The 21962-nt window shown below is 42.4% G+C and carries 18 protein-coding genes; 12 read left to right on the top strand and 6 right to left on the bottom strand.

What is annotated here, in order from left to right; genetic code table 11:
* The first annotated feature begins 51 nt into the window (after positions 1-51).
* A complete protein-coding gene (locus tag ACQY73_RS17945; protein ID WP_428653347.1) occupies positions 52-1209 on the top strand; it encodes a DUF748 domain-containing protein in 1158 nt (385 codons plus the stop codon).
* A 67-nt stretch (positions 1210-1276) separates the two neighbouring features.
* On the opposite strand, the gene ACQY73_RS17940 is transcribed toward ACQY73_RS17945, so the two are convergent.
* On the bottom strand, positions 1277-3979 hold the full coding sequence (locus tag ACQY73_RS17940; protein WP_428653345.1) for a family 78 glycoside hydrolase catalytic domain: 2703 nt from the start codon (positions 3977-3979) through the stop codon (positions 1277-1279).
* A 370-nt stretch (positions 3980-4349) separates the two neighbouring features.
* Positions 4350-5675: an Nramp family divalent metal transporter gene (locus ACQY73_RS17935; RefSeq protein WP_428653343.1), complete on the bottom strand. Its 1326-nt coding sequence runs from the start codon at positions 5673-5675 to the stop codon at positions 4350-4352.
* A gap of 181 nt (positions 5676-5856) precedes the next feature.
* Here ACQY73_RS17935 and ACQY73_RS17930 point away from each other — a divergent pair, with 181 nt between their 5' ends.
* The 11 genes from ACQY73_RS17930 (at position 5857) to ACQY73_RS17880 (ending at position 13865) form a co-directional block, all read left to right on the top strand.
* Complete coding sequence (locus tag ACQY73_RS17930; protein WP_428653341.1) at positions 5857-6390, top strand: RNA polymerase sigma factor; 534 nt, start codon at positions 5857-5859, stop codon at positions 6388-6390.
* An 84-nt stretch (positions 6391-6474) separates the two neighbouring features.
* The gene (locus ACQY73_RS17925; protein ID WP_428653338.1) at positions 6475-6747 is read left to right on the top strand and encodes a hypothetical protein; all 273 of its coding nucleotides are present in this window, start codon (positions 6475-6477) and stop codon (positions 6745-6747) included.
* A gap of 9 nt (positions 6748-6756) precedes the next feature.
* Positions 6757-7218: a periplasmic heavy metal sensor gene (locus ACQY73_RS17920; protein ID WP_428653336.1), complete on the top strand. Its 462-nt coding sequence runs from the start codon at positions 6757-6759 to the stop codon at positions 7216-7218.
* A gap of 79 nt (positions 7219-7297) precedes the next feature.
* Complete coding sequence (locus ACQY73_RS17915) at positions 7298-8071, top strand: YHYH protein (RefSeq protein WP_428653334.1); 774 nt, start codon at positions 7298-7300, stop codon at positions 8069-8071.
* A 15-nt stretch (positions 8072-8086) separates the two neighbouring features.
* Complete coding sequence (locus tag ACQY73_RS17910) at positions 8087-8701, top strand: toxin-antitoxin system YwqK family antitoxin (protein ID WP_428653332.1); 615 nt, start codon at positions 8087-8089, stop codon at positions 8699-8701.
* The gene (locus ACQY73_RS17905; protein ID WP_428653330.1) at positions 8646-9299 is read left to right on the top strand and encodes an SCO family protein; all 654 of its coding nucleotides are present in this window, start codon (positions 8646-8648) and stop codon (positions 9297-9299) included. Before ACQY73_RS17910 ends, ACQY73_RS17905 begins: the two co-directional genes overlap by 56 nt.
* 39 nt (positions 9300-9338) lie before the next feature.
* A complete protein-coding gene (locus tag ACQY73_RS17900) occupies positions 9339-9992 on the top strand; it encodes a metal-dependent transcriptional regulator (RefSeq protein WP_428653328.1) in 654 nt (217 codons plus the stop codon).
* A 95-nt stretch (positions 9993-10087) separates the two neighbouring features.
* Positions 10088-11110, top strand: coding sequence for a uroporphyrinogen decarboxylase (gene hemE, locus ACQY73_RS17895; RefSeq protein WP_428653326.1), 1023 nt, complete (start codon positions 10088-10090; stop codon positions 11108-11110).
* A gap of 22 nt (positions 11111-11132) precedes the next feature.
* Entirely contained in the window at positions 11133-12356 is a 1224-nt protein-coding gene (locus ACQY73_RS17890; protein WP_428653323.1) for a hypothetical protein, read from the top strand.
* A 13-nt stretch (positions 12357-12369) separates the two neighbouring features.
* Positions 12370-13158 carry a polyprenol monophosphomannose synthase gene (locus ACQY73_RS17885; protein WP_428653321.1) on the top strand — a complete coding sequence of 263 codons (789 nt, stop codon included), beginning with the start codon at positions 12370-12372 and terminating at the stop codon, positions 13156-13158.
* A gap of 167 nt (positions 13159-13325) precedes the next feature.
* Complete coding sequence (locus ACQY73_RS17880; RefSeq protein ID WP_428653319.1) at positions 13326-13865, top strand: YceI family protein; 540 nt, start codon at positions 13326-13328, stop codon at positions 13863-13865.
* An 81-nt stretch (positions 13866-13946) separates the two neighbouring features.
* Here the strand turns inward: ACQY73_RS17880 and ACQY73_RS17875 are convergent, their stop codons facing one another.
* From ACQY73_RS17875 to ACQY73_RS17860, 4 genes are all read right to left on the bottom strand, one after another.
* Positions 13947-14975: a lytic transglycosylase domain-containing protein gene (locus tag ACQY73_RS17875; RefSeq protein ID WP_428653317.1), complete on the bottom strand. Its 1029-nt coding sequence runs from the start codon at positions 14973-14975 to the stop codon at positions 13947-13949.
* A 341-nt stretch (positions 14976-15316) separates the two neighbouring features.
* The gene (locus ACQY73_RS17870) at positions 15317-16807 is read right to left on the bottom strand and encodes a GH3 auxin-responsive promoter family protein (RefSeq protein WP_428668489.1); all 1491 of its coding nucleotides are present in this window, start codon (positions 16805-16807) and stop codon (positions 15317-15319) included.
* Positions 16808-16953: 146 nt separating this feature from the next.
* A complete protein-coding gene (locus ACQY73_RS17865) occupies positions 16954-19416 on the bottom strand; it encodes an OmpA family protein (RefSeq protein ID WP_428653315.1) in 2463 nt (820 codons plus the stop codon).
* A gap of 66 nt (positions 19417-19482) precedes the next feature.
* Positions 19483-21819 carry a gliding motility-associated C-terminal domain-containing protein gene (locus tag ACQY73_RS17860; protein ID WP_428653313.1) on the bottom strand — a complete coding sequence of 779 codons (2337 nt, stop codon included), beginning with the start codon at positions 21817-21819 and terminating at the stop codon, positions 19483-19485.
* Positions 21820-21962 lie beyond the last annotated feature (143 nt).

Genomic DNA, 21962 nt, shown 5'->3' with positions numbered 1-21962 from the left:
GGTTTTTTAGGGGTGGAATACTGGATATTTCACACCTAACCGGCTTGTTTCATGGCGTTTGCTAATCCTTTCAGAAATAAAAAAATAAGAATATTTACTATTGTTGTTGGAGCCCTGATTCTGGTTCGGCTACTGCTTCCGTATATTATTCTTCATTATGCCAACAAAAGCTTGGCGAATATGCCCGATTACTATGGGCATATTGATGATATAGATCTGTCTATTTATCGAGGAGCTTATCAAATCAACGATATGTTTTTGAATAAGCTCGACGAAAAGTCCAAAAAGCAAACGGAGTTTTTCAAAACGCGCAACATTGATTTAGCCATCGAATGGAAACCTTTATTCAAAGGCTCTTTGGTTGGTCAATTGGAATTTGACTCGCCTACGTTGATCTTTACAAAAGACAAAACTGAATTGGATGATGTTCAGAAAGACACCAACGATTTTCGAAAACTGTTAAAAGATTTCATGCCGTTGAAAGTCAATACGTTTGAGATAAGAAATGGAAGTATTCACTACATAAACCCCAATTCAACGCCTAAACTGGATATATTTCTAACGGATACATACGCACTTGCCAAAAACCTCACCAATGCCGATGAGAATGCCAATGTGCTTCCGTCTACAGTAAATGCCCGGGCAAATGTTTATACCGGAACAATGGTGCTGAATATGAAGCTGAATCCATTGGCCGAAGATGTAGCCTTTGACCTAAATGCGGAGATCAAAAATTCTAATTTGGTCTTGCTCAATGATTTCTTTAAGGTATATGGCCATTTTGATGTCAATAAAGGCAACTTTGGACTCTATACTGAATTTGCGGCCAAAGACGGAAAATTCAAAGGGTACGTAAAACCGATCATCAAAGATTTGGATGTATTGGGACCGGAAGACCGAAAAGATTCTTTCTTTCAGAAGATATGGGAAGCACTTGCGGGCGGAGTCTCCAAAGTGCTGGAAAACCCTTCAAAAGATCAGGTTGCCACTAAAGTAGCAATAGAAGGAAGCTTTGAAAGTCCGCGAACTCGTACCATTGATGCCATTTTTGAATTACTCAGAAATGCCTTTATCCGCGCATTGGTACCGACAGTTGATAATCAAATCACGTTACGGTCGCTGAAAGATGTGACCAAAGAAGATAACCGTAATCTGATTCAAAAGATTTTTAATAAAAAACCGAAAGAAAAAGACGAGAAAAAGAAATAGGTAAAGTCCAGACTTGCCAAATCTTTGAGACGGGGTCGCCCGGACCTGGCAAGTCTAAGATGAAGTTTTACCACTCAAATACATACTCCCCCGAACCCGCTTCAATTCCTTCGGGGGTTACTTTAAGATTTTGAGCTTTTGCCAGTTGATTTACTTTGTCAACGCTCGCATTTGGTAGTTTTATGATCGCTTTTGAATTGGCGGGCACGCTTACTTTCAGTGTTGTTTTTCCATCTTTCTGTTCCCACGCTGATGAAATACTCCCGTAAGGACTTTCGTAAGAACCTTTGGTTGAGGTAAAACCGCCGCCCGGTTTCGGCGCGATCAAAAATTTCTTATAACCTGTATCAATGACATCAATGCCCAACATATTTTGGTACATCCAGTCGCCGATGGCGCCGTAAGCATAATGGTTGTATGAATTCATGCTTACATCCTGAAAACTGCCATCGGGCTTGATACCGTCCCAACGTTCCCAAATGGTCGTTGCGCCCATCTTGACGGGATAAAGCCAAGAAGGATAGGTCTCCTGATTGAGCAGGGAATAAGCTACCTCATTTTTACCGAAACGTGTGAGTACATGACATAAATAGGGTGTTCCCAAAAAGCCCGTAGTTAGGTGATTACCATGATTTTTGATGTCTTGAACCAGTCGGTCAACGGCTTGCTCACGCATATTTTCCGGCAATAGATCAAAATGCAGGGCCAATACATAAGCCGTTTGAGTATTGCAAACCAATCGGCCGCTTGGCGCTACGTATTCCTGAAGAAACGCTTTTTTAATGTTATTGTACAACTCTCCGTATTGCACGGCTTCCGCCGCTTTTCCAATGTTCAGGGCTGCTTTGGAAGTCAGATGGGCTGAGTGTGCAAAAAAAGCAGTTGCGATAAAATCATTGTCGGTCACGGGTTCGCCTATTTGAGCATTTCCGCGGTACGACAACCAATCGCCAAAGTGATCGCCATTTGTCCATAATAATTTACTTCCTGCGTTTTTACGAATGTATTCCACCCATTTTTTCATGCTTTCGTACTGGGTTTCGAGTAGTCGGCGGTCACCGTAGACCTGATAGATCGTCCACGGAACAATAGTGGCTACATCAGCCCAGCCGGCCGAAGACTTGATTCCGTCGGGATTATCACGTTGCAATAGATCAGGAACGATGTGTGGAACCCCACCGTTTGGTTTTTGGTCAATGGCCACGTCGCGGAGCCATTTGGTAAAGAAGCCTGCCACCTCTTTATTGAACGTAGCCGTGCGCGCAAACGCCTGTGCATCGCCGGTCCAGCCGAGGCGTTCGTCGCGTTGCGGGCAGTCGGTAGGGACATCGACAAAGTTGCCGCGTTGCCCCCAAACAATGTTTTTATAGAGTTGATTAACAAGCGGTTTTGATGTTTCAAAAGTTCCGGAATTTGCCATGTCCGAGTGAATTACAATGCCCGTAATATTGTCTAACGTCGGTTCGCCGGGCCAACCTTCCAGTCGAACATAGCGAAAACCCATAAAAGTAAAATGTGGCTCATAGGTTTCAGTTTCGCCGCCCTTGAGAATATAATTGAGTTCACATTTCGCGTGGCGAAGATTGGCGGTATAAAAGTTTCCTTTTTGATCAAGCACTTCGGCGTGCGTAACGCGGATTTTCGTTCCTGCAGGTCCTTTTACGTTGAGACGCACCCAACCAACCATGTTTTGGCCCAGATCCAACACGGTTTCTCCTGCCGGCGTTTTGAAGATTTTGAGTGGCTTGATCTCTTCAATTCTACGCACAGGCGGGCCCGCAGGAGCCACTAAATTGTCCTTGGGGTAGTTGCCGATTTTGACATTCCACCACGAAGAAGCATCAAACCCGGTAGACGCCCAACCCGTTTTTTCGAGACGGGCATCATACGTTTCACCGTTATAAAGGTCATTTTCAATGATAGGTCCGTCGGTTGTGGCTTTCCAGGATTCGTCTGTTCCGATGATCTGTTCGCTGCCATCGGTATATTTTATAACGAGTTGTGAAAGCAATGCTACACGTTTTCCCCAAAGATTACGGTTATTTTCCCAGACCAAATTACCGCGATACCATCCATCGCCGAGCATTGCGCCAATGACATTATTGCCTGCCTGAATCAATGAAGTAACGTCGTAGGTAAAATATTGAATTCTTGCCTGATAGGCCGTCCAACCGGGAGAAAGCACATCTTTGCCCACGCGTTGACTGTTAATATACATTTCATTAAGTCCGCGACTGGTAACAAACAGACGCGCCGACGCTATTTTTCCTTTGGGTTTGACCGTGAATTCTTTGCGGATAAGGGGAGAAGGTTGCTGCTTTTTTTCATCAAAACCTTCTTTTTCGGGTTCGATCCATTGCGCTTGCCAATCTTTGGAGCCTAGGAGGCCCATTTCAAAATACTGCACTGCCGATTCTGCTGCATTGCCAAAATTGTCATTTACTCTTACTTTCCAAAAATAACGTTGACGTGACCGGAGGTTAGGGCCTTGATAATCAACCAAATGAGAGGCATCCGAAGTTACATCTCCTGAATTCCAAATCAGTGATTTTTTAGAGAATTTATCATCTTTTGCTATTTGTATTTGATACGATTTTTGCATCGTATTGCGCTGCGACGAAAAGAGTTTCCAGCTAAATCGCGGTATCACTACATCAATACCGATGGGATTGGTTTTGTATTCGACACGCAGTTGTTCGACGCGCAGGGTAGAAGTTTGACCAAAAGTAACTGTAGAGAGAAAAGACAGTACTATTAACAAATGTTTCATTGAATATGACAATAAATTGATTTATGAAGTAAAGGAAAGGTAAGCCATTTTCTACACACTACTGCGTTTTATTGACCGGCAAAAAAACTGCACGTATTCTCAATATAGTTGGAGATAAGAAACAAAAAAGCCATAACCGACTGACAATTATGGCTTTGAAAAATAGAGTAAGGCGTAAGGTATTTCCTGATCATGAACGGGAGAAGAACCGGTAAAATTGGTTACAACAAATCCCCGATCATGTGCAGACGTTAAATTTTTATGGCAATCAGAGTGAAAAGATTGTGAAAGCTGTTAATAGATATTCTTGAAAACACAAATATCCGTCTTAATACTATAGAATAAAATACCGGAATGCCGGTATTTTATCTTACTTGAATGTATCCACCAGCAGATACACATTCAAGGCTACAATAATGGCGGCGATCGTCCAGCTAATGGTGGAAAGTAGGCGAGAATTGACAAAACGGCCCATCCAGTCGCTTTTATTGGTAAAGAGAATCAAGGGAATTACTGCAAAACTCAACTGGACTGAAAGAACCACCTGACTGAAAACGAGGAGTTCGCTTGTACCATGTTCGCCGTAATTAATGGCTACAAACAGCGCCGGAATAATGGCAATGAGTCGCGTAAACAGTTGGCGTACCCACGGTTTCATTTGAAGGTTAAGAAAGCCTTCCATGACGATCTGCCCTGCCATGGTGCCGGTAATGGTAGCATTTTGTCCGGCGGCTAATAAAGCAACCGCAAACAGGACACTTGCCCAGCGGCTGCCCAAAAGAGGATCAAGGAGGTGATGAGCATCGGTAATGTCGGCCACTTGCTGATTACCGGTGGTGTGGAAAGTAGCCGCTGCAAGAATCAATATGGCTGCATTAATAAAAAAGGCAATGCTCAGCGAAGCCGTTGAGTCGATGGTTGCAAAACGAATGGCTGATTTGCGTCCTTCTTCTGTGCGCTCATAAGCGCGGGTTTGAATGATACTTGAGTGCAGGTAAAGGTTATGGGGCATGACCGTTGCGCCCAAAATTCCAATGGCCACGTAGAGCATTCCCGGATTGGTAATGACTTGCTTTTGAGGAATCAGGCCGCCTGCTACAGCGCTCCATTCCGGATTGGAAACGATCACTTCGTACACAAAGCACATTAGGACAATAGCGATCAATCCTCCTACAATGCTTTCAAGGACTCGGAATCCTTTGTTTTGGAAGTATAAAATCAGCAATACATCCAACGTTGTAATGACAACTCCCACCGATAACGGAATGTGAAACAACAGATTGAGGGCAATGGCTGAACCCAGCACCTCTGCCAAATCGCAGGCAGCAATGGCTATTTCAGCCAATATCCAGAGGCCAACAGCTACTTTTTTAGGGAAATATTCGCGACACGCCTGCGCCAGATCCATCCCCGTTGCAATGCCAAGTTTGAGCGATAAATGTTGCAAAAGCATGGCAAAAAGATTGGAAATCAAAATAACTGATAACAATGTATAGCCAAACCGCGCTCCTCCGGCGATGTCGGTAGCCCAGTTGCCCGGGTCCATGTACCCAACGGCCACCATTAGCCCCGGGCCGATATAGGCCGACATTTTTTTCCAAAAACTACCCGTTTGGTGTACGGCAATGCTGCCATTTGCGTCAGAAAGCGATTGACGGTCAAGGGGCATATTAATTGTAGACTGTATTATTTTCATTATTTTCTTCGTTTTCGTGGTGGTACAACTGAAATCCTCTTAAAAGAGCTGTGCCACCTTGGTCTTTTTATGGCTTATTTCTAACGTTACTACAAATATAAGGGTTTCCAAATATATTTTTTAGATTAGTCTAAATTTTTTATTTATTGGTTCTAAATTTACCTTTGTCAAAATTTATTGCGTGTCATCTACTGAATTTCAGGCTATTTATAACCAATACCAACATCGTGTTTATAACACGGTGTTGTCGTATTTGCAGCAAGTGGAAGATGCGGAAGAAGTTACGCAGGATGTTTTTGTGGAGGCATTTCGCTCAATGGAATCTTTCAAAGGTGAGGCGAACGTAGGTACGTGGATCTATCGGATTGCGGTAAATAAGTCTCTTGATTTTTTACGGCATAAGAACCGCCAAAAAAGATTTGCTTTTTTTACAACGTTATTTCACCCTCAAACCGACGAATTGCTTCATGATCCACCCGATTTTCACCATCCCGGCGTGACGTTGGAAAATAAAGAAAAAGCAGCCGTGTTGTTTAAAACCATCAGAACATTAGCCGAAACCCAGCAAACGGCATTTATTCTGACCCAAGTAGAGGATTTGAGCTACGCCGAAGCCGCTGAGATTATGAAAATTACAGTAGCATCATTGGAAGCATTATTACATCGGGCTAAACAAAACTTACGAAAGAAATTAGCTCATTTATATAAGGAATAAGCGAAGGTTTTTGAAAGTGCTGACGTCTAAAAGAACAGTTGATTTTAAAAAACGCTGCATGATAAAAATTTTACCGGCAAACGTATGAAAAACAAGGAATGGATTGAGGAGGTTTTAAGTAGTACCAACAAACTACAGCGTGCCGAGGCTCCCGCCGAGCTTTGGCAAAAAGTGGAAAATAAACTAAAAGCGGAGACAAAAATCATTACACTCGTGCCCAAACGAACGGTTTGGTTGGCAGCGGCTTCAATAGCAGTGCTTGTAGTGCTGAATTGGATGGCTATTCGAAATTACCGAAAACATTCTGAGCAGATCTCACCCGTGGAGTCAATCATTGAGCAGTATCAATTGAACTAACGAGGCACTATGAAACGTGAAACACTTCTTACGTTGGCCGTTATTATGTTGTTTTTGCTTAATCTGGCCACCATCGGTTTTTTGGTTTTTCAGCGCGGGCACGGCCCTGAACCTCATCAAGGACCTGATCGCCTTATTGAAGAAGGACTTCGATTGGATGGGGCGCAAATTGAACAATTTCATGAATTGAGAGAAGAACATCGTACGCAAATGCAACAACGCGATAAGATACAAAAGGAATCACAGCAACAATTGTGGCAGTTATTGCGGACATCTTCCCCCGATACAACATTGGCGAATTCTTTGGTTGATACCTTTCTGGTACTTGAAAAAGAAAAGAAAATACTCACATTTGAGCATTTTCAAAAGCTTCGGGCCATTTGCCGGCCTGAACAGCAGGTCTTATTTGATACACTCATTGGAGATATCGGCAGAGCAATGATGCCTCCTCCGCGAGGTCCGAAAAAATAAATTTTCATAAAAAGCGAAGGTTTTTGAACAATGTACCGTCTAACAAAGAAATACATTAAAAATCCAAAACTGAATGAAAATGAAAGCATCGGTAAAAAGCATTTTGTTGGCCGTTATTTTAATGGCGATCAATGCATGTAACAAAGAAGAAGTAACCGCTGACACAACCACCAATCCTACCACGAATGTAGGCGCAACAGTTCCGGACGTTTATAAAAAAATCTACGGAGCGAGCGATATTTACGTTGAAGGAAATTTTGTTGTAGTTAAAATTACCAACGGCATTCCTGATCATAAAAGCCCTTACTTTAAAGGAACAAAGTGGGAAAGTACAATGTATGAAGCCTACAACGGCACAAACACAAAGTGGGGGGCGGCACCCAATACAATAGCCGCTCAAACGCTCACCTTCAAAATTCCACTTAATCCTACAAAAGCGAGCGTCTCAGGCCAAACGCCTTTAGGGCCGATGGGGGTTTCACTCAACGGCGTTCCTTTCTTTAATCAATATGCTGCCGGGCGTGCGGCACTGACCGATGAAGTCAATGGTTTTGACCAATATGGTGGCCACCCTCAGCAACAAGGGCAGTATCATTACCATGTGGAACCGTTGTATTTGACCAAAAACAAAGGCAAAGATGCGTTGTTAGGGTTCTTATTGGATGGGTTTCCGGTGTATGGACCTACCGAAAACGGTAAAACGGTCACGAGTAAAGATTTAGATGCCTTTCACGGTCACTCGCACGCCACGGCCGATTATCCCAATGGTATTTATCATTACCACATCACTGCCGACGACCCGTACATCAACGGGAGCGGATTTTATGGTACAGCAGGCACTGTTTCTCAATAACAGTTTCACAGGAAAATGGCTGCTCTAAAGGTTTTTTCAATAAAAAAATTACTCAACGTTATAATAGGTTTAGGGCTGATAGGAGCATCTTGTAAAAATACTTCACAAGAGGTTTACCTGTCTGCCGATTCGTTCAAAATACGAACCGCCGGCGGTGTCACTACCGCCGCCGGAAAGCCTGTTTCAGGACGCCTTTTTTCGATTTATCCTTCCGGTGATACAGCCTTTTCGGTTGGTTTTCTAAGCGGCAAAGAAGAAGGGAAAGCAAATTTTTGGTACGAAAACGGCCAACTGAAAGAACAACGCCTGTTTAAAAATGGGCACAAAGAGGGCATTCATAAAGGCTGGTGGCCCAATGGCAAGCGAAAGTTTCTCTTTCATTTTCAGGATGATATGTATGAAGGAAACGTGCAGGAGTGGGACGAGAGTGGTCAACCCTATCGCGATATGAATTATCATCTGGGACAAGAAGAAGGTCAACAGCGTATGTGGTATGATAATGGCCAATTAAGAAGTAATTATATCATTAAAAACAATCGAAGATATGGATTATTGGGCACCAAAAACTGCGTTAATGTGGCCGACAGCATTCCTGATCTGCGCACTAAGCGGGTTGTTGGCGGGCTGTAATACTTCGACCGAAACGTCTACTCTAGCCCTGCCTTTTTACAATACCCCCGATTTTACGCCCGTTTTTTTAGAAAATTCGAGCGAAATAGAGGTGAAAGTGCCGCATCGAATCCGAAAATTCTCGTTTGTTAACCAAAATAATGAGACAATTTCGGAGAAGGCAATTGAAGGAAAAATCCATATTGCTAATTTCTTTTTTACCTCCTGCCCAAGTATTTGTCCGAAGATGACAAATCAAATGAAAAAAATTCAGGATTCATATCGAAACAATAAAGATGTGGTACTCCTGTCGTACAGTGTAACGCCTTGGATCGACACTCCTGAGCGTTTGAAAGAATATGCGCAGCATAAAGGTGTTATTTCAGGTAAGTGGCATTTACTGACCGGAGCAAAGGGAGAAATTTATGATTTGGCCCGAAAATCGTACTTTGCGGAAGAAAATATTGGGTATACAAAAGACAGTACACAATTTCTGCACACAGAGCATTTTTTGCTTGTTGATAAGTCAAAACACATTCGGGGAATTTATAATGGAACGCTTGAGCTTGAAATCCAACAGCTTATCAAAGATATTGAAATATTAAGCACAGAAAAGTGAGGTAATTTTTGTTTTTTTGCTGAAACAAAAGTTAACATCTTGTATTCGTTCACGGAAGAAAATTACCTCAAGACCATATTCTATCTGTCAGTAGGGACGGAAGAATGGGTCTCAACCAACGCACTCGCCGACAGCACCAATACGCGGGCCGCGTCGGTATCGGATATGCTTAAGCGTCTGGCAGAGAAAGGATTGATCAATTACCAAAAATACCGCGGTGTCACGCTGACTGAAGAAGGTGAGCGGCTTGCGTTATTAGTGATTCGCAAACACCGTCTATGGGAAGTATTTCTGGCTGAAAAACTGCAATTTGGCTGGGATGAAGTACACGTTATTGCCGAAGAACTTGAACATATACGTTCAGAACGATTAATAGAAAAACTGGATGCTTTTTTAGGTTATCCAAAATTTGACCCGCACGGCGATCCTATCCCCAACGCCGCGGGAGAAATGCCGCCATTTATTTATCGTAAACTTTCAGAGGTCACAAAAGGCGACGATGTGATCATGACAGGTGTTTCGGAGCATTCTCCGGCATTTCTTCAACACTTAGATAAAGCCGGTTTGACCCTTGGCTGCCAATTAAAAGTTAATGAAATCAGCGATTTTGATAAATCAGTGAACGTGTTGATCGATAATGATCGAACCTTGTTCGTAAGTCATGAGGTTGCCAAAAATCTTTTGGTAAAATAACATTTTAACATTTTTTATATCTTCTTTGGGCTGTGTTGTTGATATTTCTCCCCAACGCGCAATTCTGACTACATCCTTCTTTGTACATTTGCAGTATGGAATTATTACAAAACGATCTTCTTCTGCGCGCTGCGCGGGGAGAAAAGACCGAGCGTGTACCGGTTTGGATGATGCGACAGGCCGGCCGAATACTGGCCGAATACCGCGCCGTACGTGATAAAGCGGGCAGTTTTATCAAATTGGCCACAAATCCTGAACTGGCTGCCGAAGTAACCCTTCAACCTGTTGATTTGCTGGGAGTAGATGCAGCTATTATTTTCTCCGATATTTTGGTGGTGCCCGAAGCCATGGGCCTGCCTTACGAAATGGAAGAAAAGCGTGGCCCCGTTTTTCCGAAAATAGTAAAGTCAATGGAAGATATTGCCCAATTGAGAGTGGCAGAACCTGAAGCTGATTTAGGATATGTATTAGATGCGATTCGTATTGTAAAAAAAGAACTTAACGGACGAGTGCCTTTGATCGGTTTTGCCGGGGCACCGTTTACCATCTTTTGTTACATGACGGAAGGCAAAGGTTCAAAAACATTTTCAGTGGCTAAAAAAGCCTTGTATGCCGATCCCGAATTTTCGCATCAACTGCTCCAAAAAATTACGGACAGCACTATTTCTTACCTAAAGGCGCAAATCGCGGCAGGGGCCAATTTGGTTCAGATCTTTGATTCATGGGCGGGAATATTGTCGCCGGTGCAATATCGGGAGTATTCTCTGCCATACATCAAACAAATATGTGACGCTATAACAGAAGCGCCGGTTACGGTTTTTGCCAAAGGTGCCTTTTTTGCCCGCCGGGAAATCGGTGAGCTGAATTGCGAAGTTGTAGGTCTGGACTGGAACATGGATATTGAAGAATCCCGAAAACTGATTCCAAACAAAACATTGCAGGGGAATTTAGACCCTTGTGTACTTTATTCATCGTTTGGTCAGATAAAAGCCGAAGTTCGAAAAATGCTGGAGGCCTTTGGTACACAGCGTTATATCGCAAATTTAGGACACGGAGTTTACCCTGATACGGATCCCGACAAAGTGCGCTGTTTTATTGATGCTGTAAAATCCTATTAGTTTTTTCGACCCAATACCATCCATGAGCTCAGCCCTGTTAAAAAAATACACCTTCGTGTTTATCGGGCTGTTTTTCTGTTTTGAGGTAGTAATTACCATTCGAAATTTCTCGGTGCAGTTGGGAGATTTACAGGTCTACTTTAACTTGTCTAAACGTATCATTGTAGATCATTTATTACCTTATCGTGATTTCCCGTCAGAATATCCGCCGTTAGCTGTTATTCCTACCCTAATTCCACAATTATTGTGTCAGATAGGAACTACCGGATTTCAAGGTTTTGTGGTGTTTTTTGTCTTGCAAAATATTCTTCTGGGATTGTATATGGGTCGGGTGGTGTTAAAAACGGCACAAGCATTCTTGGAGGAAGTTCGAGCGCTTGAGATCAGCAGAATCTATTGGATGCTATGGGGCATCAGTTTACCCATATTTCTTTTTAGATACGATGGCTTTGTCGCTTTATTGACTATTCTGACTGTTTATTTTATAGTGAAGCAATCTCCGGGTGTTTCCGGCAGTTGGTTGGCGGCCGGTATTTTTGCCAAATTGTACCCTATCGTTCTACTTCCGCCGATTATTGTATACTATTTTATAAATAAGCAGTATCGTTTTCTGTTGTTGTTTTTGGGTGGATTTTCGGCGCTTTCGGCGGTAATTTTTACCGTAATGTATCTTTTGGCAGGAAATGATGTGGTGATATTTCTAAAATATCATCGTTTGAGAGGTATTCAGATCGAAAGTTTTGTGGGAGGAGGATTGCTGCTTTGGTATAAAATAATAGACGCTCCTTTGGAAACAATCTCTAATTACGGAGCTATTCATCTCGTTACCTCTTGGACTGATTCGCTGTTGAAGGTGCTGTCATGGGGATTCCCGATTTGTTATCTCGCGCTATCGGGAGTTATTTATCGCTATTTCAGTAAGCAGATCGGTGTTTCGGTTGAGATGTTGTTGATTGCCTTTGCGGCTGCTTTACTGCTGTTTTTGGTATGCAATAAGGTATTATCCCCCCAATATCTTATATGGCTTTTACCGATTATTCCTTTTTTGCGCTCCCAAATACTTTATTGTTTTGCGGCAGCGTTTATGATTACAATATTCATCTATCCGGGCTCTTATCATCGCTTGGTTGAAATGAAGTTTTTGTGGGTCCTGCTGCTTAACGTACGAAATGGCCTGATATTTGTCATGCTGTTATTAACCCTATTTTCAATGCCTTTTTCAACGAAGAACTCGACACTAATTTAACCTAATGAAAGATATGGGAACCTTCAAAGAGAACCTTGTAGTTATTCCTACTTATAATGAGATTGAGAACATTGAGGCGATTCTCCGTAAGGTTTTCAGTCTTTCACATCCTTTTGACGTGCTTGTGGTAGACGATGGCTCGCCGGATGGTACGGCCTTAAAAGTAAAACAACTTCAGTTGGAATATGCCGAGCGCTTGCATTTGCTGGAACGTAAAGGCAAACAAGGACTCGGAACGGCATATATTCATGGATTTCAATGGGCGATTGGTGAAGGGTATCGTTACTTGTTTGAAATGGATGCTGATTTCTCCCATAATCCTGAAGACTTAGTACGATTGTACACTGCATGTGCAAAAGATGGGAATGATGTGGCGATTGGCTCTCGTTACATTAAAGGCGTGAACGTGGTTAATTGGCCTATAGGGCGTGTGTTGATGTCTTATTTTGCGGGAGTGTATGTCCGCTTCATAATGGGGATGGAAATCATGGACCCTACGGCGGGTTTTATTTGCTACAAACGGGAAGTATTGCAGGGAATTGGGCTAAATGATATTCGTTTTGTAGGTTATGCGTTTCAAATCGAAATGAAATTCAACACTTGGAAGTACGGTTATGAAATGACAGAAGTACCTATCATTTTTACGGATCGTACCAAAGGCGTGTCCAAAATGTCAACCAAGATTTTTAAGGAGGCGGTCTTGGGGGTGCTCTATTTAAAAATAAGAAGTTTTTTTAAAACCTACATTCGCAAAACAGATGCGCAAGTAGCTCCAATCTCTCCAATAGCTGAATTGGTATAGCGCAAAAATTAGCTGTACTATATATGCTGATGCTGCCGGTAAGAATCCTTTACCGGCAGCATTTTTTATGGAATGAAAAATAAATGTTTAAAATGTCTTGACATTAAATGTATATACATATAAATTTGCATCATCAATTTTGATTTACATAAAACTTACATAAGACAATGGCTACCACAAAAACAGCTTGGACAATAGACCCAACACACTCAGAAGTGCAATTTAAAGTGAAACACTTGGTTATTTCGACCGTAACAGGAAGCTTTAAATCGTTTGAAGGCTCTGCCGAAACAGACGGAGATAGTTTTGAAGGCGCTTCTGTTAAATTCAGTGCTGATATCAACAGCATTGATACCAATATGGAACAGCGCGATGCGCACCTTAAAAGTGCAGATTTTTTCGATGCTGAGAATTTTCCTACACTTTCTTTTGTATCTACTTCATTCACTCAAAAAAGCGACGACGAATACGTTATTGTCGGTGATCTGACCCTTAGAGGTGTAACTAAATCAGTAGCCCTTTCTGCGGAGTATGGCGGACAGATGCTTGATTTCTACGGTAATAACAAAGTAGGCTTTGAGATATCAGGTAAGATTAATCGTAAAGATTTTGGCTTGAACTGGGCGGCAGTAACGGAAGCCGGCGGTATTGTAGTAAGCGACGAAGTTAAGTTGCATATCAATATCCAATTGGTTAAACAAGCTTAACAGCATTTACGTGTTAATTAAAAAGCGCGATTTCCTTCGAAATCGCGCTTTTTAATTAAGGATAACTTTAAAATAATCTGCCTACGCCAAATTAGAATTTAATTCGGGAGTACGAGAGGTTTTACTTCTTGCCTCAGCCAATAAGGCTTTTAGGTCGTTACGTCGGCGAGAATTAACCCGAGGCGCTCTCCATAGATACAAGCTGGGTTTAGAGTCGGTGCTCTGCCCGAACTCCAACTCATCGACCGCTTCAAGGTTGGTATGACGAAATGCTCCGTTACGTTTAAACGATAACGAAATCAATTCATCGAAACCTGTTAAAAAGCCTTCATTCAAAGTTGACTCCGTTTCTTCAAGAAGCCATTCATTGTTTTTGGCCGCTTTAACTTTGATCTTTAGCGGAGCGATAAGCCCTAACGCAAGTCCCTGTTGTCGGATGAACTTTTGAAGGGTCATTTCTTCACTTATCACTAACGCATACAGTTCCGGACGAGTAAAAAGCTCCTTAGCCGCCAAAACGCGGTATAAATAACGGCGATTTTCAGCACTGATCCGGAGATTATAATAACTCGTTTTGCCGCGAGCGGACAAATACCGTTTTACTTTCGTCGGACCGGCATTATAAGCCGCCGCTACCAACGACCATGAACCGAGTTGGCGGTACAGATCTAAAAAATACTGACAGGCAGCATGCGTAGATTTGACCAGGTTCTCGCGTTCGTCTTTGGGACCGTCTACAACGAGGCCCATAGCACGTGCAGTATGTGGCATGAACTGCCAATAGCCATACGCTCCTTTGTGGGAGATGGCCTTAGGGTTGAGCGCACTTTCTACAACACACAGGTACTTAAAATCAAGCGGAATTTGATATTGTTTTAAAATTGGGTCAATGACCTGAAAGAATTTCTGCGCTCTTGGCTTGATTTGATGCAGCGGCATACTGGCCGTGTGGAGCAATGCAGATTGGAAATAATGAAGTACTTGATTTTCATAGACCGGAAGCGGCTCATTACAAAAACGAATACATGAGGATTCATTGAAGCCCTCGGCTTCAGCTCCTAAACTTGACAACAAAAGCGTTGATAGAATGATACATTGTCTTCTTTTCAAAACGATTTTTGGTTAGTTAAACATTGCGGAGTATGCCTTTTAAGAAGAGTGGCGTACCTCGCTTTTCTATAGCTGTGAGGCTATATTAACGTAAAGGTACGCAAAAATTGTTCAACACCCTAGAAATTTATTGATGATTATCAGGGACTTGCAATATAATGCTCTGTTTTTTATTGGAGCAAAATAATTATTTAACGGTCATAGAAGCCCGCAAAAAACGAGCCAATTGTACACTTTTCGCAAATTTGTATTCTGAGGAAATCAACAAAGAATAGATGGGATAAAACAGTTAAGCCGTCGTATACGACGGCTTAACTTTGGAAGCTTTACAGAAAATTTTGTTAGCTTTTGACCAGCGAGTCGGCAATTTTGCGATCATTTGCTAAGCGCGGAACCTTATTTTGCCCACCTAATTTACCTTGCGAGCGCATGTAATCAATGAAGGCATTTTTAGGCAATGACGTAATCTTTAAAGGGCGTAAAATGCTTCCGGAAATGAGATCGTCGTAATAAACATTCAATTTGGCAAGGCGTTGGTCAATATCAAACGCAAAACGTTGCAGGTCATTCGGAGCAGTTGCAAATTCAATGAGCCATTCATGGTAGGGGAGCCCTTCTGAAGGAGTGACCATTGGCGCAACGGTAAATTCCACTACCTCCGTTTCGGGTTGCCTTTCCATGGCATATTTGAGCGCTTTTTCAACTTCTTCCCCAATGACGTGTTCGCCAAAAGCTGAAATGAAATGTTTGATTCGCCCCGTTACGAGCAAACGATAAGGATTTTTGGAGACAAACTTGACCGTATCGCCAATAGAATAACCCCATAATCCTGCGTTATTATTGATGATAAGCGCATAGTTTTTACCAACTTCAACTTCCTCCAACGATAAACGCGTTGGATTTTCATTGAAAAATTCTTCGGTTGGAATAAATTCAAAGAAAATTCCTGTATCTGCCAATAACAGCAACCCTTCAGCGTGTTGAGAATCCTGATAAGCAATAAAACCCTCAGAAGCAGGATACATCTCGATAGAGTCTATTTTTTTTCCGATGGATTCGTACAACTTTGCTCGGTACGGTTCAAAATTGACACCACCGTAAACAAAGAGTTGAAATTCAGGAAAAACATCCTTAATAGGTTTACCGGTTCGGGCAATGATTCGGTCAAAATACATCTGAACCCAGGGCGGAATGCCGGAAATGAGCGACATGGGTTGTGAAATGGTTTCGTCAATGATTCGTTCCAATTTCTCTTCCCATTCCTCAATGCAGTTGGTTTCGTAACTCGGCAGTTGATTGGTGCGCAGGTAAGCGGGTACGTGGTGATTGGAAATTCCCGACAATCTTCCCGTAGGCACACTCCCTTTGGTATCTAATACGGGGCTTCCTGATAGGAAAATGAGCTTTTTATCCAGAAATTCTGCTTTGCCGGTTTCGTGAACATAATTAAGGAGCGCGTCGCGTGCCGAATTGATATGATTGGAAATAGAATCTTTACTGATGGGAATGTACTTGGTACCGGAGGTGGTTCCTGATGTTTTGGCGAAATAAATAGGTTTGCCCGGCCACAGTATATCGTCCTGACCGTCGATTATTTGCTGAATATATCCTTTCAGATCTTCATAATCCCGAACGGGAACTGCCTGTTTGAAATCATCATAAGAAGCAACATCCTTAAAAAAGTGATCGCGCCCAAAGGCAGTAGTACGGGCTGTTTCGATCAATTTTTTACGCCATTGGTGTTGAGCTGCCGGTGCGCTGTATACCCAGTCCTGTTGGCGATTAACAATGAATTGAGAGAGCGGTTTGCTAAGAAAAGAGCGGAAGCCCATTGTTGCGTCTTTAATGGTTAAAGGTCTTGCCAAAAATAAATGCGCTGACCGAAGCCTCAAAAATAGGCGTTTTATGGATTACGCTCAATAAAAAAAGAAAAAGGAGAACCGGATTATGGTTCTCCTTTTTCTATGAAAGTAATTAATTATCTGATTTCCAAAACTTTAAATTCTGTACGTCGATTACGTTGGTATTCAGCCTCTGTACAAATAACGCCGTCTACACAACCGTTAACGGGCATGCTTTCTCCCATTCCGGTAGGTTTCAGACGTTTGGAGGTCACACCTTTTGAAACCATATAATCGACTACTGCCTGAGCTCTTTTTTGAGATAATACTCGATTAAAGTTAGCATCTCCCCGGCTGTCGGTATGTGAGAGAATTTCTGCCTGTAATGAGGGATAACGCTTCATCGTGGCTACCAATTTCTCCAATTCCCGAGCCGCGTCGGGACGGATACCTTCTTTTCCCTGATCGTAATAAATGTTATCAAGCTTAACGATGTCACCTTTTTTCAATAACCCAATGTCATTGGAAAGTACTTTTGGCACCGCTTTCTTGGGTACCTTGCTGATCTTAACGGTATTTGTTCCGTAAGTATCTTTGGAGTAGATCAATGTATAATCGCAGCCTTCGGCTATTTCAAAGTCATATCGCCCGTCAGGTCCGGTAATGGATTCGTATATTTTTTTATCACACTCGTTACGCAATTTAACTAAAACCCCCTCAATTGGCTGCCGGTCTGTTTCGGTGCGGACAATACCTCGTACTCGGGAGTGTTTTAATGCTGAAATGCTGTCATCGGTCGAAATCTTTTTTTTTTCAGTAGTTGCAGTAGAGGTCAAAATGTTGCTTACCACAAAGGGTTCCATTCCCAATTCCAAACGAGTTGGTTTGTCATCTGTTAAATAACGCGTTGAAAAACCAATTGTATTGTCTACAAAACCACTTTTAGAGACATTAAATATAAAATCATTGTTTGAAGCCAAACATAAATGAACCCAACCATTTGCATCGGTTTGCAGCGATTTATCAGGTTCCTGATCGCCTGCCTTTGATTTTACAGTGATGGTAGCGCTGTCGAGAGGCTGTTGCGTTTGGTTGTCAAAAACCCGCACAAGCAATTCCCGACATTCATAAAGTGAACTTTCCCGTGTGAAACGATAAATGTCATCATTGCCTTCGCGGCGGTTACTGCTGAAATATCCTGAAGTTCGAGCGGCGTCGGTAATAAGCCCGAAATCGTCTTCTTTCGAATTAATGGGCGTATCTAAATGAATAACTTCAATAACCTTTGTCCCATCCTTGCTCAGAACTGCGTAATACAAATCCAAGCCGCCATATCCGCCTTTACGGCCTGCTGTAGAGAAATACAGATTGCCACGGGCATCAACAAAGGGAAATACCTCATCCTGTTTTGTATTCAATTCTTTTCCTAAATTAATAGGTGTTGACCATTGACCGTTTTCAAAGCGAGATACATAAATATCTTTTCCTCCCATTCCTTTGGGCATGTCTGAAACAAAATACAGCAATGAGCCGTCTTTACTCAAAGAAGGGTGAGCGGTTGAATATTCATTGCTGTTGAATGGAAGCTCCTGCACATTTGTCCAATCGCCGTTGCCCCACCGGGCACTGTACAATTTCAATTTAATGTTATTGTCGTCGCTTACTCCCTTTTGGCCTTCGTTAAAGTTATTTCTTGTAAAAATAATTTGCGAACCGTCGCCCGAGAAAGTAACGGGGCCTTCATGGTATCTTGTATTCAATTCTTTGCTGAAAGAAACAGCCTTCCCCGATTTAGCACCGATTTTTTGATCGGCAGATTGATCATTCAAACCATACCCGCTGTAAGAACCAAGCGTACGGGAATCATTGGAAGTGGTTTTGGTATAAGAATCGCTGCCAAGTCTTCTTGTTTGGGAAGGGGTGGGAATTCTACGGGAACCTTTTGCGTCAACCTCTGTGCCATCGGCATTCAAGGTACTCAGTGCTTTGATCTCGCTTGCATTGTTAACATAAAACAGGTCCAAATATCCTTTTTGGGTTGATTCGGAAGAGACTGCCCCGGCTGCTTTTCCCGATACATACACCAACCCCTCTTTATAATACATTGGGCTAAACTCTGCATCAGGAGTATTAATGGCGAGATATTCCAAACGATAGGTAATGCGTTTTTTCGTAAATGTTTCCGCGCTCTGATTTTTTCGACTTTCAGCGAGTTTATTACTTTGGTAAAGGTCGTAATATTTTTGCGATTCCTGCATTTTACCATTATTGGCAAGAACCTTTGCGTAGTTCAGATAATTTGAAACCGGTAAATCATTGATAGAGCCTTCGTTAAACACTGCTCGGTAAGATTCTTCCGATTTTACATTATCCCCCAAATAGAAATAGGAAGCGGCTACGTTCAACAACACCTGTTGGCGTTGTTGAAGCGGCAATAAGTTTTGACTGAGTACTTCCTGGTACAGAGCGACCGCTTTGGCATACGCCTGTGTATCAAATTGTCGATTGGCCTGCTGCAATAACGATTCTCGCACCGGTGTTTGTGCGAATGTAATGGCTGAAAAAAGGACAGCCAGACAAAAATATTTTATTCTAATCATATTGGGTATATGCTTTAAAGTCCCCTTCACGCCAGCTAATTGGAATATTATTTTAACGAATTGGTTTTAACGATTTATTGTTAAAAACTTTGAAAATTCTCGCCCGTCACTTAACCTCACTACGTAAAAATAAGTACCGGCAGGTACGTTGTTTTGGGCGGTAATACCACCGTTCCAGTCGTTCTTATAATCTGCATTTCTGTACACAAGTCCACCCCAACGATTATAAACTTCCAGCGAGGCGGTACTGCCGACCGGTTTTTTTATGGTCAAAAAGTCATTAATGCCATCCGAATTCGGAGAAAAACCTTCAGGGATGAAGAAATCATTTCCCGTGTTTTTCAACGTGTTCAGTGAGATAGCAGTAGGAGATGCATCATCGGTCGGGTCTTCATTCTGATTAAGATCAGGCCAATTTCCATTGGTTGATCTATCTGAACACACATTGCCGTTTACATCTATTGCCCGGGCATAAGCAGTATTATAAAATATACTGTCTTTGGCGTTGGCAACGTTTACGATTGCTTTAAGTGACACTGTGCGTGTTTGTCCGGATACCAAAGTCACCGATTCTTCTGTGAAGAGATTATAGTGTCCGGTTTGCCCGGTATAAGCCGTATTAATGCCTGTTGTATCCGACGTATTTACCGAAGGGTCAACGACCTTTACGGTAGGTGTGCCAACAAGAATTGCACCATTGGTAAAAACATTATCCAAACTGTCCAGAAGTTGAAGGTTTTTAAGTTCATATTTTCCCATGTTGACCACTTGAATGGTATATTCAATTTCAAACAGATTCTCTGCAAGACGCGTCCAACCTTTTACTGATTTATTAACACCGATCATTTCCTTTGAAAGTGTAGGTGCAGTCTTGATCTTCAATTCTTTTACTTCAACACCGGCTTTACAGGGGCCCTCACCGTCGGGGTCATCGCTGGAAAATTGAATAGTAACATTGCCTGCCTGACGATCTTCCGACGAAGGCGTATAAATTACGGCCAATCCCGCAGCAGTATTGAAGGTTCCTGAACCGTTGCTTTTCCATTGCCCAACGGATGCAACACCACCGATTATTCCCTGCAACGAAAAATTGCCTGAAGCGGTCAATTCTGCTTTGACAATAGTTGCCGTTGCAGGATTTGTTGTACAGAGAGGCAACGCATTTTGGCATGCATTAATAACTGTTTTGACGGATGCCGGTTCACTATAACAATTGTTTTGGTCACGAGCAAACAGATAGTAGGTGCGATTCTCAGCAATTGATCCGACACCCGATACCAAAGGGGACGTGGGAGAATTGCTCATATGTGCCTCAAAAACAATACCTGCGGGAGCATGTGCAGTAATGGCAGATGATAAATCAACGGTCGTGTAAGGGCATTGATTTATTAATTCCTGTACGATCTGAGGTTTTGCGGGAATTGCTCCTTTCATATCAACGGTAACGGGAGCCGACTCGCCGCTTTGACAAGTGCCCTGCTCACAGCGTGCGGAATAGGATGTTTTTTCGATAGGCGAAACAGTTATCGTTTTTCCTTCCATTGTATTGCTCCATTTAACAATTCCTGCGCATCCTTCTGCTGATATGGCTACACTTTCACCCAAGCAAATGATGCTTTTGCCCGCTGCTATGACAGGGGGGGAAGGTGGAGAAACCCGAACGCTCAGTGAGCTTTTGACGGGTACACAACCTGCTGTTTCGCAAAGTGCCCAATAGTCAGTTGTTTGGTTCGGTTTCACCGTAATTGTTCGTCCGGTTTCGTTTGTTGACCATTTTACCTGTCCGGCACAGTTACCGACAGCCGATAAAATACTGCTTTGTCCTTGGCAAATAACGGATTGCGAAGCCTTTAAAAATAAAGGTTCGCCTCCCATGATTGTGATGATAATATCATCTGCAAAGCAACTTACACACCCTTCCGTACGACATGTGGCGGTGTATTTGGCAGTAGCAACGGGTTGGACGGAAATTGTTTTACCCAACATCCCATTTGACCAAATAATGTCACCGTTACATCCCTTTGCGGTTAACACAACAGTATCCCCCAGGCATATTTTATTTTTAGTGGCTTCAACTATCGGAGTGGCAGGAACAGTGATAGAAATAATAAGCTCATTGGAGACTTTACTCTTACATTCGCCTTTTATGCAAACAGCTTTATACGTATTTGTAAGCGTTGGATAAACAGTTAAAGTTGAGCCGGTTTTTTGATTTGACCATTCAACGATACCATCACAACCTGTGGCTTTTAATACTACCGGTTGGCCCGCACAACTGACCTGTTTTTGACAGCTTATGACGGGTGCTGCCGGGTCATCACAGTTACCCTGCGCCAAAACAGATGCATGGTAACCAAAGAAGACAGTCATTATAACCGAACATAAAGTTGAGCGTAATTTCATACTTTGATTTTTAGACCCCAATTCAGAGAATCTATTTTTTCTATCATTGAGGTCGCTTACCTTCGTGTAAACAATGTTTAGACTCTCAAATCATAAATCGTGCCAATAGTGCTTTTATAGTAGTGTTATAAATATACCTATTA

Origin of the sequence: Runella sp. (genome assembly GCF_965279615.1) — a bacterium.
GTDB lineage: Bacteria > Bacteroidota > Bacteroidia > Cytophagales > Spirosomataceae > Runella.
This window is presented reverse-complemented; position numbering and strand designations above follow the sequence as displayed.

Bases quoted from the DNA above. Each gene is read 5' to 3' on its own strand.
- ACQY73_RS17945 (WP_428653347.1), top strand. From the start codon at position 52: ATGGCGTTTGCTAATCCTTTCAGAAATAAAAAAATAAGAATATTTACT.
- ACQY73_RS17940 (WP_428653345.1), bottom strand. From the start codon at position 3,979: ATGAAACATTTGTTAATAGTACTGTCTTTTCTCTCTACAGTTACTTTT.
- ACQY73_RS17935 (WP_428653343.1), bottom strand. From the start codon at position 5,675: ATGAAAATAATACAGTCTACAATTAATATGCCCCTTGACCGTCAATCG.
- ACQY73_RS17925 (WP_428653338.1), top strand. From the start codon at position 6,475: ATGAAAAACAAGGAATGGATTGAGGAGGTTTTAAGTAGTACCAACAAA.
- ACQY73_RS17920 (WP_428653336.1), top strand. From the start codon at position 6,757: ATGAAACGTGAAACACTTCTTACGTTGGCCGTTATTATGTTGTTTTTG.
- ACQY73_RS17915 (WP_428653334.1), top strand. From the start codon at position 7,298: ATGAAAGCATCGGTAAAAAGCATTTTGTTGGCCGTTATTTTAATGGCG.
- ACQY73_RS17910 (WP_428653332.1), top strand. From the start codon at position 8,087: ATGGCTGCTCTAAAGGTTTTTTCAATAAAAAAATTACTCAACGTTATA.
- ACQY73_RS17905 (WP_428653330.1), top strand. From the start codon at position 8,646: ATGTGGCCGACAGCATTCCTGATCTGCGCACTAAGCGGGTTGTTGGCG.
- hemE (WP_428653326.1), top strand. From the start codon at position 10,088: ATGGAATTATTACAAAACGATCTTCTTCTGCGCGCTGCGCGGGGAGAA.
- ACQY73_RS17890 (WP_428653323.1), top strand. From the start codon at position 11,133: ATGAGCTCAGCCCTGTTAAAAAAATACACCTTCGTGTTTATCGGGCTG.
- ACQY73_RS17885 (WP_428653321.1), top strand. From the start codon at position 12,370: ATGGGAACCTTCAAAGAGAACCTTGTAGTTATTCCTACTTATAATGAG.
- ACQY73_RS17880 (WP_428653319.1), top strand. From the start codon at position 13,326: ATGGCTACCACAAAAACAGCTTGGACAATAGACCCAACACACTCAGAA.
- ACQY73_RS17870 (WP_428668489.1), bottom strand. From the start codon at position 16,807: ATGGGCTTCCGCTCTTTTCTTAGCAAACCGCTCTCTCAATTCATTGTT.
- ACQY73_RS17865 (WP_428653315.1), bottom strand. From the start codon at position 19,416: ATGATTAGAATAAAATATTTTTGTCTGGCTGTCCTTTTTTCAGCCATT.
- ACQY73_RS17860 (WP_428653313.1), bottom strand. From the start codon at position 21,819: ATGAAATTACGCTCAACTTTATGTTCGGTTATAATGACTGTCTTCTTT.